The organism is Bordetella genomosp. 7 (assembly GCF_002261265.1).
Taxonomy (GTDB): domain Bacteria; phylum Pseudomonadota; class Gammaproteobacteria; order Burkholderiales; family Burkholderiaceae_B; genus Bordetella_A.
This window is the reverse complement of the sequence record NZ_NEVK01000008.1, coordinates 667,783-684,968: the sequence shown is the minus strand read 5'-3', so window position 1 is coordinate 684,968 and position 17,186 is coordinate 667,783. Positions and strand designations below refer to the sequence as shown.

Sequence of the window (17,186 nt, the reverse complement as noted above, 5' to 3'; positions counted from 1 at the left end):
CCCCGGCGGGCCGGCAAGTCCGGTGTCGCCGCGTGCCGTCTGATCCTCATCCGTTGCATGCCCGCGCGGCTCCGGGCGCGGGCATGCACGGCTGACGCAATCATGTCCGGCCCGCATGGTGGCCGGGCCTCCACCAGGATACTGAACCATGCTTGGATTCATCGGGCAACGCCTGCTGCAATCGGTGCTGGTCATGCTGACCGTCGCGCTGATCGCATTCGGCATGTTCCGCTATGTGGGCGACCCCATCGTCAGTATGGTGGGGCAGGATACAACCGAAGCGCAGCGCGCCCAGCTGCGCGAGAGCCTGGGGCTCAACGACCCGTTCATCGTGCAGTACGCGCGCTTCGTGCGCAACGCGGCCGAAGGCAATTTCGGCGTGTCGTACCGCCAGCGCCAGCCCGTCAGCGACTTGATCAAGCAGCGCCTGCCCGCCACGCTGGAACTGTCGTTTGTATCGGCGCTGATGGCGCTGGCATTCGGCATTCCAATGGGCATTTATACGGCCCTGAAGCGTCGTGGCGTACTGTCGCGCGCCTTCATGGCGTTGTCGCTGGCCGGCATTTCTCTGCCCACCTTTCTGATCGGCATCCTGTTGATCCTGGTGTTCAGCGTGCAGCTGCGCTGGCTGCCCAGTTTCGGGCGGGGCGAAGTCATTTCCATCGGCGGCTGGACCACCGGGCTGCTCACACCATCCGGACTTGCGGCGCTGATCTTGCCGGCGATCACGCTGGCGCTTTTCCAGATGACCCTGATCATGCGCCTGGTGCGCGCCGAAATGCTGGAAATCCTGCGGTCCGATTTCATCAAGTTTGCCCGCGCCCGCGGCCTGCCCGAAAGGCTGATCAATTTCCGGCATGCCTTGAAGAACACGCTGGTGCCCGTCATCACCATTACCGGCCTGCAGCTGGGCTCGATCATCGCGTTTGCGATCATCACCGAAACCGTGTTCCAGTGGCCCGGCATGGGCCTGCTGTTCATCCAGGCCATCAGCACCGTCGATATTCCGGTCATGGCTGCATACCTTGTGCTGACCGCATTCTTTTTCGTTGTGATCAACCTTATCGTCGACATCCTGTATGTGGTGGTCGACCCGCGCCTGCGCGTGCAGAGCAAGTGAAGGATTTCTTATGACTGCCCGCATAGCTCCGTGGTTCGCGCGCGCGGCCGACAGCGACCTTTGGTACAGCTTCCGGCGCACACCCAGCGCGGTGATCTCGGCCATCGTCACGCTGGTCATGCTGGCCGGCGCCCTGTGCGCCCCCATCGTGGCGCCCCACAACCCCTTCGATCTGGCGTCGTTGAACATCATGGATGCCAACACGCCGCCGGTGTGGCACGTCGACGGCAATGCCGACTTCCTGCTCGGCACGGATGACCAGGGCCGCGACATACTGTCGGCCATTCTGTACGGCTCGCGCGTATCGTTGTTCGTGGGGTTCGCGTCCGTGCTGTTCTCGATGCTGCTGGGCGTATCGCTGGGGCTGATCAGCGGCTATGTAGGCGGGCGCGTCGACAGCGTCATCATGCGCATTGCCGATGTGCAGCTGTCGTTTCCGGCGATTCTGGTGGCGCTGCTGATCGACGGCATCGCGCGCGGCCTGCTGCCGCGCGATATGCACGACGACCTGGCCCTGTATGTGCTGATCTTCGCGATCGGCATTTCCGGCTGGGTGCAGTACGCGCGCACCGTGCGCGGCTCCACGCTGGTGGAACGCAACAAAGAATACGTGCAGGCCGCCAAGCTGATCGGCATCAGGCCGTTCACCATACTGCGGCGACACATCCTGCCCAACGTCATGGGCCCGGTGCTGGTGATCGCCACCATCCACCTGGCCATTGCCATCATCACCGAAGCCACACTGTCCTTCCTGGGCGTGGGCGTGCCGCCCACCGCGCCTTCGCTGGGCACGCTGATCCGCATCGGCAACAGCTACCTGTTCTCGGGCATGTGGTGGATTTCGATTTTCCCGGGCATCGCCCTGGTCGCGCTGGTGCTGTCTGTGAACCTGCTGGGCGACTGGCTGCGCGACGCGCTCAACCCCAAGCTGCGCTGAGGGACGCGCCATGGCATTGCTCGACATTGAAAAAATGCGCATCGAATTCGCCAGCCGCCGCGGCAGCCTGGTCGCGGTGGACGGCGTCACGCTATCGCTCGATCGCGGCGAGATCCTGGGCGTCGTAGGCGAATCGGGCGCCGGCAAATCCACGATAGGCAACGCCGTCATGGGCTTGCTGGAGTTCCCGGGGCGGCTAGCCGGCGGCGAAGTCCACCTGGACGGCAAGCGCATCGACGCGCTGCCCGAATGGGAAAAGCGCAAGGTCCGCGGACGCCGCATCGGCATGATCTTCCAGGATCCACTGACATCGCTGGACCCCTTGCAGACAGTAGAAAACCAGCTGGTGGAAACGATGCTGGTGCACCTGGACCTGAACGAGGCGCAAGCCCGGCAGCGCGCCGTAGAACTGTTGCGCCAGGTGGGCATCGACGAACCGGAACTGCGCGTCAAGCAGTATCCGCACCAGTTCTCGGGCGGCATGCGGCAGCGTGTCGTCATTGCGCTGGCGCTGTGCTGCGAGCCCGAGGTCATCATTGCAGACGAGCCCACCACGGCGCTCGATGTTTCCATCCAGGCGCAGATTCTCGAGCTGCTGCGCAAGCTCTGCAAAGAAAAGCAGGTGGGGATGATCATCATCACGCACGACATGGGCGTGATCGCCGACGTGACCGACCGCGTGGCGGTGCTGTACCGAGGCAAGCTGGTCGAGCAGGGGCCCACCGGCAAAATTCTCGGCGACCCCGACCATCCCTATACGCGCAGCCTGATCTCGGCCGTGCCGCGCCCCGACGTAAAGCTGCGGCGCTTTCCGCTGGTGACCTATATCGAAGACGTGAAAACGCCCGCCAGGCCGCTGGACATCACGACGCACTGGCTGGGCCAGCGACGCGATTTCGGCCAGGACGCCGCCGGGCCTCTGGTGCAGACGCAAGACCTGGGCATGCGCTTCGTGCTGAAGAATGCGTTCCTCGCCCGCAACCGCCGTACGCTGGACGCGGTTAAAGGCGTCAACCTGTCCATCGCCCAGGGCGAGGTTTTCGGCCTGGTAGGCGAATCGGGTTCGGGCAAGTCCACCGTCGCCCGCCTGATCGCGGGCCTGTATACGCCCAGCAGCGGTTCGGTGGCCTTCAACGGCACCAACCTTACCGGCCTGAAAGACGAAAAGCGCCTGAACGCCTTCAGGCGCCAGATCCAGATGGTGTTCCAGGACCCATTCTCGTCGCTCAATCCGCGCATGCGCGTGCTGGACATCGTGGCCGAGCCCATCCGCTTTCACAGGCTGGCGGCCAGCGAAAGCGAAACGCGCCAGATCGTGACCGACCTGCTCGACATCGTCGGGCTGGGCGCGGCCGCCGCGCAACGATATCCGCACGAGTTCTCGGGCGGCCAGCGCCAGCGTATCTGCATCGCGCGCGCCCTGGCCACGCGCCCGCGTTTCCTGATCTGCGATGAACCCACTTCGGCGCTCGACGTTTCGATCCAGGCGCAGATTCTCAATCTGCTCAAAGACCTTCAAGAGCAACTGGGCCTGACCATGCTGTTCATCAGCCACGACCTGCCGGTGATCCGGCAGATGTGCGACCGGGTCGGCGTGATGCGCCATGGCGAATTGCTGGAAGTGGCCGACACCGAAACACTGTTCGCCGCGCCGCGGCACGAATACACGCAACACCTGCTCGGCCTGATGCCGCGGCTGCAGGTCATGTCGCGCGAAGGACTGGAGGTAGAAGCATGAGCAACCCCGACACCATGCTGTTTATCGGCGGCGCAGTGTTCGATGGCCGGGGCGAACGGCTGGACGGCCATGCAGTACTGGTAGAAGGCGCGAGCACTGCGCGGGTCGCGCCGGCGGCGCAATTCGAAGGCTATGCCGGGCGCAGAGTCGATACGCGCGGCATGACCTTGATTCCCGGCCTGGCCGATTGCCACGTGCATTTGGTATTTACGGGCAGCGCCGATCCTCATGCACAGATGAGCCGCCAGGGCCCCGCCCAGATCACGCTGACCGCGTTGGAAAACGCGCAGGCCGCGCTGCGCGGCGGCATCACGGCGGTACGCGATTGCGGCGGCAAAGACTATCTGGAATTCGGCGTGCGCGACGCCATCGCGCGCGGCGCGTTTGCAGGCCCCACCATCAGGGCGGCCGGCCGCATGATCTGCATGACCGGCGGCCATGGCAATCGCACCGGACGCGTAGCGGATGGCTGCGACGAAGTCATCAAGGCCGTGCGCGAACAGGTGCACGCGGGCTGCGACCTGGTGAAAATCATGGCGACGGGCGGCGTGATGACCCCTGGCGTCAACCCCATGGACGCACACTACAGTTTCGACGAAATGCGCGCGGGCGTGCACGAAGCCAGGCGCTTCAGCAAAAGTACGGCCAGCCACGCCCAAGGCACCGAAGGCATTCTCAATGCCGTGCGCGCGGGCATTGATTCGATCGAACACGGCATTTTCATGGACCAGCAGTGCCTGGAAGAAATGCTCGAGCGCCAGACCTACCTGGTGCCTACCATCGCCGCGTTGCGCAACATCCTGGCCAACGCCGACCGCGGCATTCCCGCTTACGTGGTGGACAAAGCGCGCGCGGTCGAACAGCGCCATCGCGAGTCGCTCCAGATGTACTACCGGGCGGGCGGGCGCATCGCCATGGGTACCGATGCCGGCACGCCGTTCAACCGCCACGGCCGCAATGCCGAAGAGCTGGCCTACATGGTGGAATTCGGCATGAGCCCCGCCGATGCCCTGGTGGCCGGCACGTCCCGGGCGCATGACCTGCTGGGCCTGCCCGATCGCGGCATCGTGGCCGACGGCGCGGTAGCCGACCTGCTGCTCGTGCGCGGCGACCCGACTCAAGACATTAACCAGGCCGCCGACTGCCAGCATCACGTCGCCGTGTTCAAGCAAGGCGTACTCGTCGCCGGCGCACTGCCTGAAACGACAGCAGCGTGAAGCAGAGTGGTGTCAGACACCAACCGTTGAGCCGGCGCGCCGCAACCGGGCTACCAACGCCCCGATGCCCCGCCGCCGCCGCTGCGACCCCCGCCGCCGCCGAAGCCGCCAAAACCGCCGCCGCCTCGTCCCCGGCCGCCGCCGAAACCGCCTCCGAATCCGCCGCCGCCGCGCCCGCCGCGGGTCAGGCGGCGCTTGATGCCCAGCAGCCCCAACAACCCGCTGATCGCGAATCCGCCGATGCCGCCCAGCACTGCCGCCCACCACGTGCCGAATATCATCCACGACGCAAAGGCCGCAGCCACCCCGGCCAGCGCCGCCGGCAGCCCCAGCAAGAATGCCGCCAGCAACAGGATGAACGGCCAGTCCTGGCCGGCGCCGTCATCTGCCGCGCGCGCAGCGGGCGGGGGCAGGGGTTCGCCGTCGACCAGCTTCTCGATGGCCCCCACGCCGGCTTCTATCCCGCCCGCATAATCACCCGCCTGGAACGCCGGCACGATCTGCTCGCGGATGATGCGGCTGGCCATGGCATCAGGGATCGCGCCCTCGAGCCCGTAGCCCACTTCAATGCGCACCGCCCGGTCATTCTTGGCAACCACCAGCAACACGCCATCATCCGTGCCTTTGCGCCCCAGCTTCCATTGATCGAACACGCGCGTGGCGTACTGCTCGATCGTGTCCGGCGCGGTAGACGGCACCACCAGCACGGCAATCTGCGCGCCCTTGCGCTGCTCGAAGGCCGCCAGGCGCTGCTCCAGGGCCTGGCGGCGCGATGCATCGAGCGTACTCGTCGTGTCGGTGACACGCGCCTGCAAGGCAGGAACGGCGGCGGGGCCGGCAGGCTGGGCGATGGCCGGCGCCGCCAGCGCCCCCAGCACCACCAGCAGGGCCGCCAGCCATACGGCCACGCCGCGCAGCGTGGCGCCCAGCGCGTTATTGGGCAGGCTTGGGAGCAGATGCATCATTGCTGAAGCGGATTTCCGGCGGACGCGAGATCGCCGCTTCATCGGCCACACCGAAATTGGCCTTGGGCGCATACCCGAAGATCTTGGCCGTGATCACGGCGGGGAACTGCCGCACCAGCACGTTATAGGCCTGCACCGACTGCACATAGCGGCCCCGTGCCACCGAGATACGGTTCTCGGTGCCTTCAAGCTGCGCCTGCAGATCGCGGAACAGGCCATCTGCCTTGAGCTGCGGGTAGTTTTCGGACACGGCAATCAGCCGGGACAAAGCCGACGTCAGCTGGCCTTGCGCCTGCTGGAAGCGCTCGACCGCGGCCGGGTCTTCCAGCTGGTCGGCCGTGATCTGCACACCGCCGACCTTGCTGCGCGCCTCGGTTACCTGGGTCAGTACGTCGCGCTCGTGAGTCATATAGGCGTCGACGGCCTTGACCAGCTGCGGCACCAGGTCGGCGCGCCGCTGGTATTGATTCAGCACCTCGGACCACGCCGCCTTCACCTGCTCGTCGGCGGCCTGGATGCTGTTGTAACCGCAACCCGACAAGACCGTAGCGGCCATCGCCATAAGAAAAAGGCCCAGCCAACGGGATATAGCCATGTTGTTTTGACGTCCTTCTAATGCGGCGCCGCGGGCGCGGCAACGGTTTCTGTGGCAGTTGCCATTACATCAGGTCGCGCAGACCTTTGCCCAGCGCACGATGTAACGGCCTCTGTCTATTGTTACGCAGGGCGGGACGATACGCGCAAATGCGCGGCCATCGGCTACAATGCCGGCGGTGTGTCTAGCCAATCGGCACACGTTTCGCTGGCGCATCGCCGCCACGCCCGGCCCTTTACCGTTATGCGGGCCTTCCTTTTCTCCTTACCCGACCGCCTGGATTGGAGTCTCTCAAACCGAGCGACAGGCTGCCGCTGGAGTAGTTTTGACTGCCTCTGTTTCTTTCGCCGACCTCGGTCTGGCCGATTCCCTTTTGCGCGCCATTGCCGACACCGGCTACACCGCGCCCACCCCCATCCAGGCGCAAGCCATTCCCCAGGTGCTCAAGGGCGGCGACCTGCTTGCCGCTGCGCAGACCGGCACCGGCAAGACCGCCGGCTTTACGCTGCCTATCCTGCACCTGCTCATGCAGCAGAAGCCTGCACTGAAAAAACCGGGCCGTCCGCGTTGCCTGATCCTGACGCCCACGCGCGAACTGACCGCGCAGGTCGCCGAGTCGGTGCAGACCTACGGCAAGTACACGCCGCTGACGTCCATGGTGATGTTCGGCGGCGTCAATATCAATCCGCAGATCAGCGCGCTGCGCAAACCCGTCGACATCCTGGTGGCGACCCCCGGCCGCCTGCTCGACCACTGCGGGCAGAAAACCGTGGACCTCTCCGGCGTCGAGATCCTGGTGCTGGACGAAGCCGACCGCATGCTCGACATGGGCTTTATCCGCGACATCCGCAAAGTGCTGGCCCTGCTGCCCAAGCAACGCCAGAACCTGCTGTTCTCGGCCACGTTCTCGGACGAAATCCGCAGCCTGGCGCGCGGCGTGCTCAACAACCCCGGCGAAGTGTCGGTAACCCCGCGCAATACCGCTACCGAGCTGGTCACGCAGACTGTCCACCTGGTCGAGCAGCACCATAAGCGCGACCTGATCAGCCATATCATCCGCGAAAGCGGCTGGCACCAGGTGCTGGTGTTCACGCGCACCAAGCACGGCGCCAACCGTCTGGCCGAAAAGCTGGCCAAAGACGGCCTGAGCGCCGCGGCCATCCATGGCAACAAGAGCCAGGCGGCGCGCACGCGCGCGCTGGCCGGGTTCAAGGCAGGCGATGTGGCCGTGCTGGTGGCCACCGACATCGCCGCGCGCGGGCTCGACATCGACCAGTTGCCGCAGGTCGTGAACTTCGAACTGCCCAACGTGCCCGAAGACTACGTGCATCGCATCGGCCGCACGGGCCGGGCAGGCGCCACGGGCGCCGCCGTATCCCTGGTGGACAACAGCGAAATCAAGCTGCTCAAGGGTATCGAACGCCTGATCGGCAAGACGATCGAACGCCGGTCGGTACAGGGCTGGACGCCGCCCGCGGGCAGCAGCGCCAGCGCATACGAACGCCAGGAACGCGACGAAGACAACCGCCAGCCCCGTCGCCAGGGCTCGCCGCGCGGCAACGGCGACCGTGCCGGCCGCCCCGGCCAGGCGCCCCGTCAGGGCGCGGGCAGGGCTGGCTCGCAAGGCAGGCCGGCGGGCCAGCGGCAAGCTGCCGCGGGGCGCTCCGACCGCCCCGCCGTCGCCCACCATGGCGATTCGCGCACGCCTTCGCCGGCTCCGCGCAAGCCGGCCGCCGGCGGTCGTGCGCCCGGGGCGCCACGCGCCGCGCTGCTGGGCAAGTAATATCGCATTCTGTCACCCGCAGCCGCCCCGCCCGATCCGGAAACCGACATGACCTTCTCCACCTGGCTGACTTTCTTCGTGGCCTCCTGGGCCATCTCGTTTTCCCCTGGCGCGGGGGCCATCTCGGCCATGAGTTCGGGGCTGAAGTACGGTTTCGCGCGCGGCTACTGGAATACGGTGGGGCTCATCCTGGGCATCCTGGCGCAGTTTGTCATCGTGGCGGTTGGCCTGGGCGCGGTGCTGGCCACATCCGAGATCGCCTTCGCGGTAGTGAAATACCTGGGGGTGGCGTACCTGGTCTATCTGGGTTGGCGCCAGATCCGCACCGACGCCGCGCCCGTCGCGGTGGATACCGGCGATCCCGCGCAGTTTTCGGTTCGCGAATTGGTCGTGCGTGGCCTGCTGGTCAACCTGATGAACCCCAAGGGCACCGTATTCCTGCTGGCCGTGGTGCCCCAGTTCGTCAACCCGGCTCATGCCCTGACACCGCAGTACGCCGCGCTGGCCGGCACGCTGGCGTTTACCGACCTGGTGGCCATGGGCGTGTACACGCTGCTCGCGGCCAAGGTATTGCGCCTGTTGCGCGACGCGCGCCACATCCGCTGGATGAATCGTATTTTCGGTTCCCTGTTCATCCTGGCGGGCGCTTTCCTGGCCACCTTCCGCCGCCAGGCATAACAGCAAGACACGGGGCCGGCGCACCGGCCAGGTGCCGGTAAAATCGCAGCAACCATGAATATTTCCCAAGAAGTCGCCCGGCGACGCACGTTCGCCATCATCTCCCACCCCGACGCCGGCAAGACCACGCTTACCGAAAAGCTGCTGCTGTTCGCGGGCGCCATCCAGATCGCCGGCAGCGTCAAGGCGCGCAAGGCGTCGCGGCATGCCTCATCCGACTGGATGGAAATCGAAAAGCAGCGCGGCATTTCGGTGGCCTCGTCCGTGATGCAGATGGAATACCGCGACTGCGTCATCAACCTGCTCGACACCCCGGGCCACCAGGACTTCTCCGAAGACACCTACCGCGTGCTTACCGCGGTGGATGCCGCGCTGATGGTCATCGACGCGGCCAACGGCGTCGAGCCGCAGACCATCCGCCTGCTGCAGGTGTGTCGCGCCCGCAACACGCCCATCATTACGTTCATCAACAAACTCGACCGTGAAGTCCGCGAGCCGCTCGACCTGCTTTCCGAGATCGAAGGGCACCTGGGCATGGACGCGGTGCCGTTTTCGTGGCCGGTGGGCATGGGCAAGTCATTCGGCGGCGTGTTCGACATCCGCCGCGACCGCATGCGGGTGTTCCGCCCAGGCCAGGAACGCCGCGCCGACGATGACGACGACATCATCCAGGGGCTGTCCAACCCCGAGATCGCACAGCGCTTCGGCTCGGCCTACGAGCAGGCGCACGGCGAAATCGAGCTCATCCGGGAAGCAGCGCTTCCCTTCGACCGCGACGCCTTCCTGGCGGGCAAGCAGACACCGGTGTTTTTCGGTTCGGCCATCAACAACTTTGGCGTACAAGAGGTGCTGGACGCGCTGGTCGAGATGGCTCCGCCGCCGGGCCCGCGCCAGGCGCTCGAACGCATGGTCGAACCCACCGAGCCCAAGTTCACCGGCGTGGTGTTCAAGGTGCAGGCCAACATGGACCCTGCCCACCGCGACCGGGTGGCCTTCGTGCGCGTAAGCTCCGGCCGCTTCGAGCGGGGCATGCGCCTGAGAGTGGCGCGCACCAACAAAGAGATGCGCCCCAACAACGTCGTGTCGTTCCTGTCGCAACGGCGTGAATTGCTGGACGAAGCCTACGCCGGCGACGTCATCGGCATTCCCAACCACGGCGTGCTGCAACTGGGCGACGTGCTCACCGAAGGCGAAAGCCTGCGGTTTACGGGCTTGCCGTTCTTTGCCCCCGAACTCTTCCAGGCCGTGGAAGTCAAGGATCCGCTGCGCACCAAGCAATTGCGCATCGGCCTGACCCAGCTGGGCGAAGAAGGGGCCATCCAGGTGTTCCGCCCCGAGGCGGCCGGCGGCACGCTGCTGCTTGGCGCGGTGGGGCAGCTGCAGTTCGAAGTGGTGGCCCACCGCCTCAAGACGGAATACGGCGTCGAGGCCCGGATGTTGCCTTCGCGCTACACCATGGCGCGCTGGATTACCTCTGAGAACCCCCGCGCGCTGCGCAAGTTCATGGATGCCAATGCGGCACACATCGCCTATGATGTGGTGGATGCGGCGGCTTTTCTCATAGGGTCGCCCGCGCAATTGCGGGTCGCCGAAGACCTGTATCCGGACGTGAAATTCCACGCCATGCGCGAACACGGCGGCCGGGTCTTTGGAAGCCAGGCATAAGCCGGGCCGGCCACCGCAAAATCGAGGGTAGCAATGTCTTGGCGAGTTTTATTCGCAACGCTTCTGCTGGCGCTGGGCGTTGCGGCATGGGGCGGAATCCAATTGGGCGATTGGCTGGTGGCGCACGCGCCCAAGGCCACGCCCGCGCCCGGCCAGGAAGCCGCGCTGTCGCAAGAACCGATACTCGACGCCAACGGCAAGCCCTACGTGGCCCAGCCGCCGCAGCCCCTGGTGGATGGCACCCTGGGCGTGCCCGACAAGCCGCACGGCGAAAACTGGACCGTCTCTACCGTATCGTTGTTCGACATCACCACCGACCCGTCGGTGCAGATCTCGCGCGATAACATCAGCATGGACGAAGCTCGTGAACTGGCAGCCTCGTCGCAGGTACCCCTGCCGTCGGGCCCATCGGATGTCACCACGCTGGACCTGGGTGCGCTGCCACCCACGACCACCGTGCCGCCCTCCGGCCAGCAGGCTTATTCGGTCAATCCGCCGGTCACCATGCCCAGCGCGCCCCAGCCCACGGCTGCCAATGGCAGCTGGAAGCAGGACTTGCAGCGCGAGCTGGCCCACTGCGCCAAACAGGGCTTCTTCGAGCGGCCCACGTGTTCATGGAATGCGCGGTACAAATACTGCGGCCCCAACCGCGCCTGGGGCACCATCCCCGAATGCCCGCGCCGGCCTGATTGACGACGGCCCGCATAGTCATTCCGGTCGGTGTCAGACACCCTTCGGGAGTCAGACACCGAGGTACACACCGCTTCGCATTGGTGTCTGACTCCCGCAGGGTGTCTGACACCGATGGTACGCACCTCTTCGCACTGGTGTGTCTGACTCCCGAAGGGTGTCTGACACCGTTGGTACGCACCTCTTCGCACTGGTGTGTCTGACTCCCGCAGGGTGTCTGACACCGATGGTACGCGCCTCTTCGCACTGGTGTGTCTGACTCCCGAAGGGTGTCAGACACCGCCACCGCACAAAAAAAGGCCCGCTGCTGCGGGCCTTTTGCATGGTGCGAACCGACGCGGATCAGCTGTCTACTTCCATCTGGCTTTGCAGGTAGTTCTGCAGCCCCACCTTGCCGATCAGTTCGATCTGCGTTTCCAGATAGTCGATGTGTTCTTCGGTGTCGTCCAGGATGTCCTGGAATAGGTCGCGCGATACATAGTCGCGCACCGACTCGCAATGCGCGATGGCGTCTTTCACCGTGGCTTGCGCGCCTTGCTCGAGCCGCAGGTCACAGGACAGGATTTCCGGCACGTCCTCGCCGATGAGCAGCTTGTGCAGGTCTTGCAGGTTGGGCAGGCCATCCAGCATCAGAATACGCTCGATCAGGCGGTCGGCGTGCTTCATTTCGCCGATCGACTCTTCATATTCATGCTTGCCCAGCTTTTTCAGGCCCCAGTGGTTCAGGATGCGGGCATGCAGAAAATATTGGTTGATGGCCGTCAGTTCGTTCGTGAGCTGCTTGTTCAAAAACTGAATGACCGTCTTGTCGCCTTTCATGATGTACTCCTTTGATCCGGAGCGCGTCGGCCGCGCTCTTTCCTGCGCTCGAAGCGCACATATCACGGTGGCAGGCTAACACCCCCTCGGCGCCTCGGCTAGGGCTGGCCCGCATTTGGTAAATGGCTTTGCAAGCGCGATGCGCAACCTACAATCTAATGAGAATGAGTATGCGTTTTGGATGGCCCGCCGATGGGGTCACGCTATACATGGCCCTGCAAGCCGCTGCGAAGTAAAAGCGCGGCGAAATGCGGCGTAAATCGCGATCATTTGACGCGCGATAAAGACAAATCACGCGACTTTTCGCAAGAAGCTATGCGTTGGGGAAGTACAACGTTACTTCCCGGGGCGGGCATCCGCCACAGCCGGGCGATACCGGCAGGCCGGTTCTTCAGGCTGCGGCGACCAGGGTAATGGGAATAGTGTTGGCGGCCGGCGCGCCGCGCTCTTCGATGGCCACGCTGGCGGTAACCGGGGCGGACGCCACGGCCACGGACTGTACATTGCATACGCTCGAGCAGCGGCCGCCCGGCAGGTATTCCTGCGCCGTGGCTGCGCAGCAGCCGCAGCAGGTAGCCACGCCAAGTTCAAACTGCAGGTCAGATAGCGTCATGGCGCCGGCGTCCACAGAGGCGCGGACCTGGCGTTCGGTGACGGCATTACATACGCAAATGTACATGAGAACAATTATCGTGTTTTATTCTCATCAAAGCAAGCGCCCGGCGCCCGCCCGGACTGCGCAAGCAATTGAAAAACAGGGACAAATTGCGAAAGCCGCCTAGCGCGATGCGTGTACTTTGCGCAGGCTGGCGGGGGCGATACGCAGCGCTTCGCGGTATTTCGCCACGGTGCGCCGCGCGATCACGATGCCCTGGTCGGCCAGGCGCTGCATGATCTGGTTGTCGGACAGTGGCTTGGCGCGGTCTTCTTCGGCCACCAGCTTGCGTATGAAGGACTGCACGGCCGTGGCCGAGGCGACGTCGCCGCCATCGGTGGCCACGCCGCTGCCGAAAAACCGCTTGAGCTCCAGCGTGCCAAACGGCGTCAACATGTATTTCTGGGTGGTGGCCCGCGATATGGTCGATTCGTGCAGCCCGAGTTCGCCGGCGATGTCTTTCAGGGTAAGCGGCCGCATGGCCGACGGGCCTTCCGAAAAAAACGCCGACTGATGCGCCACGATGGCTTGCGACACCCGCAGGATGGTGTCGAAACGCTGCTCCACGTTGCGTATCATCCAGCGCGCCTGTTGCAGTTGCGCATGCAGGCCGGCGTGACTGGATTCGCGCTGGTTGCCCAGCAACTGGGCATACAGGCCATTGACCTGCAGGCGCGGCACAGCCGCGCCGTTGAGCACGGCCTGCCAGCCCTGGCGCGTTCGGCGCACGATGACGTCGGGCACGGCGTAATCGGCGGCGGGAACCGACCATGCGCGGCCCGGGCGGGGGTCCAGCCGGCGGATCAGCGCATGGGCCGCGCGAGTGGTGGCCTCGTCGCACAGCAGGGCATCGCGCAGCCGCGCCACGTTGCCCGCCGCCAGCAGGGGCAGGTGGTCGGCGCACAGGCGCCGCGCGCACGCCAGTACCGCCGGATCGGCGGCTTCGGGCAGGCGCGTCAGGTCCGGGTTGCGCAGCTGCAGCACCAGGCATTCGGCCACATCGCGCGCGCCAACCCCCACGGGGTCGAACGACTGCAGCAGACTCAAGGCCGCGCGCATTTCATCCAGGTCGACCTCGGCTTGCGCAGGCAGCCATCCCAGGATTTCTTCAAGAGGCGAGGCCAGGTGGCCATTTTCGTCGAGCTCGTCGATCAGCAGGGCCACCAGCGCCGCGTCACGCGGGCCGGCGTGCGTCAGCCCCAACTGGGCCAGCAAATGCTCTCGCAACGTGTCGTTGCGCGCCGAGTCGAATCCGTCCGGGCGGTCGTCGGGATAAACGCCTCCCGACCCCGGCATTTCGTCCGACCGCGGCTCTGCCTCGTTCCAAGGCTCGTCCGCCACCGTTTCTTCGCGGTCGGATGCCGCCTCGGACTCGGCCGGTTCATCGGCGCGCTCCAGCATGGGGTTCTCGGCCAGCGCCTCGGCGATCTCGGCCTGCAGATCCAGCGTCGAAAGCTGCAGCAACCGGATCGATTGCTGCAGTTGCGGAGTCAGGGTCAGGTGTTGCCCTGTACGTAGTTCTAGCGCTGGCCTGGTCATAGGTACAATATTTTGCATGATGAATCGCACCTCGCCCGAACGCGTCCGGCAAGATTGCCGCCTGATTGGCCAGACCCTCATGAGACTGGCGCTGCCGCGGCTGCTGGTGCGCGCGCTGGTGCTGGGCATCGCCGCCATCATATGGCTACTGGTTGCCTCCTGGCTGCTGGACTTCGGCCGGGGGCTGTCGTTTGACAACCTGCAGGCCCTGGGCCAGCAGACCGCGGGGTTCCTGGCGCGCATCAACCCCTACTTCTGGTGGGGCGTGGTGGTCATCTGGACGCTGATCATATTCTTCATTGCCCGCGGGTGGCTCGCCGCCGACGTGGCCGCCGCGCGCGCACGCCCGGTTCCGGCCGACGAGCTGGCCACGCTCACCGGCCAGTTGTCCGACGATTCTGTTGCCGTACTGCGCTGGGTTTGGGGCAGCCGCGACGAACCCTTTACGTTGGGCGACCTGCGCCTGGCGCACGCCGAATTGCGCCACAGCCGCATCGACAAACTCGAACTGGTGCGCCAGCAGGGCGACATCCTGGATGGCCGCGCGGCCCGGGTGCCCGGCGCGACGGCGCCCGGCACGACGGCGCCCGGCACGGCGGTGCGTGGCACGTCGGTGCCCGGCACGGCGGCGCCTGCCGGTGCGCCGGCCGGGCCCCGCCTGGCGAGCGAACGCGTCGAACCCAACCTGTAGGCACGGCGGGCGGTTTTCCACGAGCCCATTGCGCTTACTGACGAAATGTGTTTGACTTACGGCTTATGGCCGAATTCCGAATCCCCCTCGTGACTGCCTCCGGACGCATCAGCGCTCCGGGCGCCGGCCTGCGCGCGCGAATTTCCCTCATTGCGCTATCGCTATACCTACCGATCGGTTGCCGGGCCTAGCGCCCTGTGGTAGCTCGGCAGCCACGCTCGCCACAAGCCTGATCCCTGTTCATTGCACGACCCCGGCTGGCCCATCCATGGCCGCCGATGTCCCCGGACCATCATCCCGGCCTGTAGAACAGGGTTCCCCGGAACCGCAACCGGAATTCTTCCCGCCACCACGGGACTCTTGATCAAGGTGTACTGATGCTTGCCAACCCCGCTACCAAATACGTACCTTTCGCGCCCTTCGCCCGCGACTTCTCCGAACGCACCTGGCCCAGCCGCCGCATTACGCAGCCGCCCATCTGGATGAGCACCGACCTGCGCGACGGCAACCAGGCGCTGATCGAGCCCATGAGCGTCGAGCGCAAGCTGCGCTTTTTCGAGCAGCTGGTAAAGATCGGGTTCAAGGAAATCGAGGTCGGCTTTCCCTCGGCGTCGCAGACCGACTTCGACTTCGTGCGCAAGCTGGTCGACGAAAAGCGCATTCCCGATGACGTCACCATCATTGTGCTGACCCAATCGCGCGAAGATCTCATCAGCCGCACCGTGGAGTCGGCAGCGGGCGCCAAGCAGGCAATGGTGCACCTGTACAACGCCTGCGCGCCGGCGTTTCGCAAGATCGTCTTCAACATGAGCAAAGAAGAGATCAAGCAGATCGCGGTCACGGGCACGCGGCTGGTCAAGCAGTACATGGCCAAGCACCCCGAAACGCAATGGCGCTACCAGTATTCGCCCGAAGTATTCAGCACGACCGAACCCGAATTCGCGCTCGACGTGTCCAACGCCGTGGCCGACGAGTGGCAGCCCACGCCGGACCGCAAAATGGTGCTGAACCTGCCGGCCACCGTGGAAGCCACCACGCCCAACCTGTACGCCGACCAGATCGAATGGATGCACAGGAACCTTGCCCGCCGCGACAGCATCGTCCTGAGCGTGCACCCCCACAATGACCGCGGCACCGCCGTGGCCGCCGCCGAATTCGCGGTGATGGCCGGCGCCGACCGCATCGAGGGCTGCCTCTTCGGCAGCGGCGAACGCACCGGCAACGTCGATCTGGTGACGCTGGCGCTGAACCTGTACACGCATGGCGTGCACCCCGGGCTGGATTTTTCCGATATCGACGAAGTGCGTCGCTGCGCCGAATACTGCAACCAGCTTCCCGTACATCCGCGCCACCCGTACGCCGGCGATCTGGTGTTTACCGCGTTTTCGGGCTCGCACCAGGACGCCATCAAAAAGGGCTTTGCCCAGCAGCAGCCCGATGCCGTCTGGGAAGTTCCCTACCTGCCGATCGACCCGGCCGACCTGGGCCGCAGCTATGACGCCGTCATCCGCGTCAACAGCCAGTCGGGCAAGGGCGGCGTGTCGTACCTGCTCGAACAAGAACACGGGCTGGTTCTGCCGCGCCGCCTGCAGATTGAGTTCAGCCGCGCCATCCAGCGCGTTACCGACGAAACCGGCCGCGAAGTCACCGCCGATGACGTGCACTCGATTTTCAGCCGCGAATACCTGGAGCAGCACACGCCCTGGAAACTGGTGCGCCACCGCATCGACGGCGACCCGGGCGCCGGAGAGGGCAAGCAATTCAGCATCCAGGTCGAGCTGGAATGCAATGGCGAGCGCCGCGTCTTCACCGGCACCGGCGACGGCGCGATCTCTGCCTTCGTCGCGGCGCTGCACCTGCCTGTGCGCATCATGGACTACCATGAGCACGCCATCGGCACCGGCACCGACACGCGCGCTGCCAGCTACGTTGAAGTGCGCCTGGGCGATTCGCCCACCGGCTTTGGCGTCGGCATCGACCGCGATATCGTCACCGCGTCTTTCAAGGCCGTGCTCAGCGCGGTAAACCGACACCTGGCCAATGGGGTCGCCGTGGCAGCCGAAACCGACGCTGTCCAGGCCGCGTAAGCCGCAT

The 17,186-nt window shown here is 65.2% G+C and carries 15 protein-coding genes; 10 read left to right on the top strand and 5 right to left on the bottom strand.

Features of this window, described 5'->3' with window-relative positions; genetic code table 11:
• The first annotated feature begins 148 nt into the window (after positions 1-148).
• From CAL19_RS19085 to CAL19_RS19070, 4 genes are read left to right on the top strand one after another with little or no spacing between them, the layout of a single operon-like run.
• The gene (locus CAL19_RS19085) at positions 149-1,120 is read left to right on the top strand and encodes an ABC transporter permease (protein ID WP_026639269.1); all 972 of its coding nucleotides are present in this window, start codon (positions 149-151) and stop codon (positions 1,118-1,120) included.
• Between the two features lie 10 nt (positions 1,121-1,130).
• A complete protein-coding gene (locus CAL19_RS19080; RefSeq protein ID WP_026639270.1) occupies positions 1,131-2,057 on the top strand; it encodes an ABC transporter permease in 927 nt (308 codons plus the stop codon).
• A 10-nt stretch (positions 2,058-2,067) separates the two neighbouring features.
• Entirely contained in the window at positions 2,068-3,795 is a 1,728-nt protein-coding gene (locus CAL19_RS19075) for an ABC transporter ATP-binding protein (protein WP_026639271.1), read from the top strand.
• Positions 3,792-5,012, top strand: coding sequence for a metal-dependent hydrolase family protein (locus CAL19_RS19070; protein ID WP_094797673.1), 1,221 nt, complete (start codon positions 3,792-3,794; stop codon positions 5,010-5,012). Before CAL19_RS19075 ends, CAL19_RS19070 begins: the two co-directional genes overlap by 4 nt.
• 50 nt (positions 5,013-5,062) lie before the next feature.
• Here CAL19_RS19070 and CAL19_RS19065 read toward each other — a convergent pair whose 3' ends face one another.
• Positions 5,063-5,974: a TPM domain-containing protein gene (locus CAL19_RS19065; protein ID WP_212589918.1), complete on the bottom strand. Its 912-nt coding sequence runs from the start codon at positions 5,972-5,974 to the stop codon at positions 5,063-5,065.
• The gene (locus tag CAL19_RS19060; protein ID WP_094797672.1) at positions 5,946-6,572 is read right to left on the bottom strand and encodes a LemA family protein; all 627 of its coding nucleotides are present in this window, start codon (positions 6,570-6,572) and stop codon (positions 5,946-5,948) included. The genes CAL19_RS19065 and CAL19_RS19060 overlap by 29 nt, the downstream gene beginning before the upstream one ends.
• Before the next feature lie 325 nt (positions 6,573-6,897).
• On the opposite strand from CAL19_RS19060, the gene CAL19_RS19055 reads away from it, so the two are divergent.
• From CAL19_RS19055 to CAL19_RS19040, 4 genes are read left to right on the top strand one after another with little or no spacing between them, the layout of a single operon-like run.
• Positions 6,898-8,355 carry a DEAD/DEAH box helicase gene (locus tag CAL19_RS19055; protein ID WP_094797671.1) on the top strand — a complete coding sequence of 486 codons (1,458 nt, stop codon included), beginning with the start codon at positions 6,898-6,900 and terminating at the stop codon, positions 8,353-8,355.
• 48 nt (positions 8,356-8,403) lie between these two features.
• Positions 8,404-9,033: a LysE family transporter gene (locus CAL19_RS19050; protein ID WP_026639275.1), complete on the top strand. Its 630-nt coding sequence runs from the start codon at positions 8,404-8,406 to the stop codon at positions 9,031-9,033.
• A 54-nt stretch (positions 9,034-9,087) separates the two neighbouring features.
• Positions 9,088-10,698: a peptide chain release factor 3 gene (locus CAL19_RS19045; RefSeq protein ID WP_094797670.1), complete on the top strand. Its 1,611-nt coding sequence runs from the start codon at positions 9,088-9,090 to the stop codon at positions 10,696-10,698.
• Between the two features lie 33 nt (positions 10,699-10,731).
• Positions 10,732-11,391, top strand: coding sequence for a hypothetical protein (locus tag CAL19_RS19040; RefSeq protein WP_026639277.1), 660 nt, complete (start codon positions 10,732-10,734; stop codon positions 11,389-11,391).
• Between the two features lie 339 nt (positions 11,392-11,730).
• Here CAL19_RS19040 and bfr read toward each other — a convergent pair whose 3' ends face one another.
• From bfr to rpoN, 3 genes are all read right to left on the bottom strand, one after another.
• Complete coding sequence (bfr, locus tag CAL19_RS19035; RefSeq protein WP_026640632.1) at positions 11,731-12,207, bottom strand: bacterioferritin; 477 nt, start codon at positions 12,205-12,207, stop codon at positions 11,731-11,733.
• Between the two features lie 391 nt (positions 12,208-12,598).
• Positions 12,599-12,886: a (2Fe-2S)-binding protein gene (locus CAL19_RS19030; RefSeq protein WP_094797669.1), complete on the bottom strand. Its 288-nt coding sequence runs from the start codon at positions 12,884-12,886 to the stop codon at positions 12,599-12,601.
• 99 nt (positions 12,887-12,985) lie between these two features.
• Positions 12,986-14,419: an RNA polymerase factor sigma-54 gene (gene rpoN, locus CAL19_RS19025; protein ID WP_094797668.1), complete on the bottom strand. Its 1,434-nt coding sequence runs from the start codon at positions 14,417-14,419 to the stop codon at positions 12,986-12,988.
• Here rpoN and CAL19_RS19020 point away from each other — a divergent pair.
• Together CAL19_RS19020 and leuA are read left to right on the top strand one after the other, a co-directional pair.
• Positions 14,418-15,092, top strand: coding sequence for a hypothetical protein (locus CAL19_RS19020; protein ID WP_212589912.1), 675 nt, complete (start codon positions 14,418-14,420; stop codon positions 15,090-15,092). The genes rpoN and CAL19_RS19020 overlap by 2 nt on opposite strands.
• A 374-nt stretch (positions 15,093-15,466) precedes the next feature.
• Positions 15,467-17,179 (top strand): 2-isopropylmalate synthase, encoded by a 1,713-nt coding sequence (gene leuA / locus CAL19_RS19015; protein WP_094797667.1) that lies wholly within the window; start codon positions 15,467-15,469, stop codon positions 17,177-17,179.
• Positions 17,180-17,186: the final 7 nt, after the last annotated feature.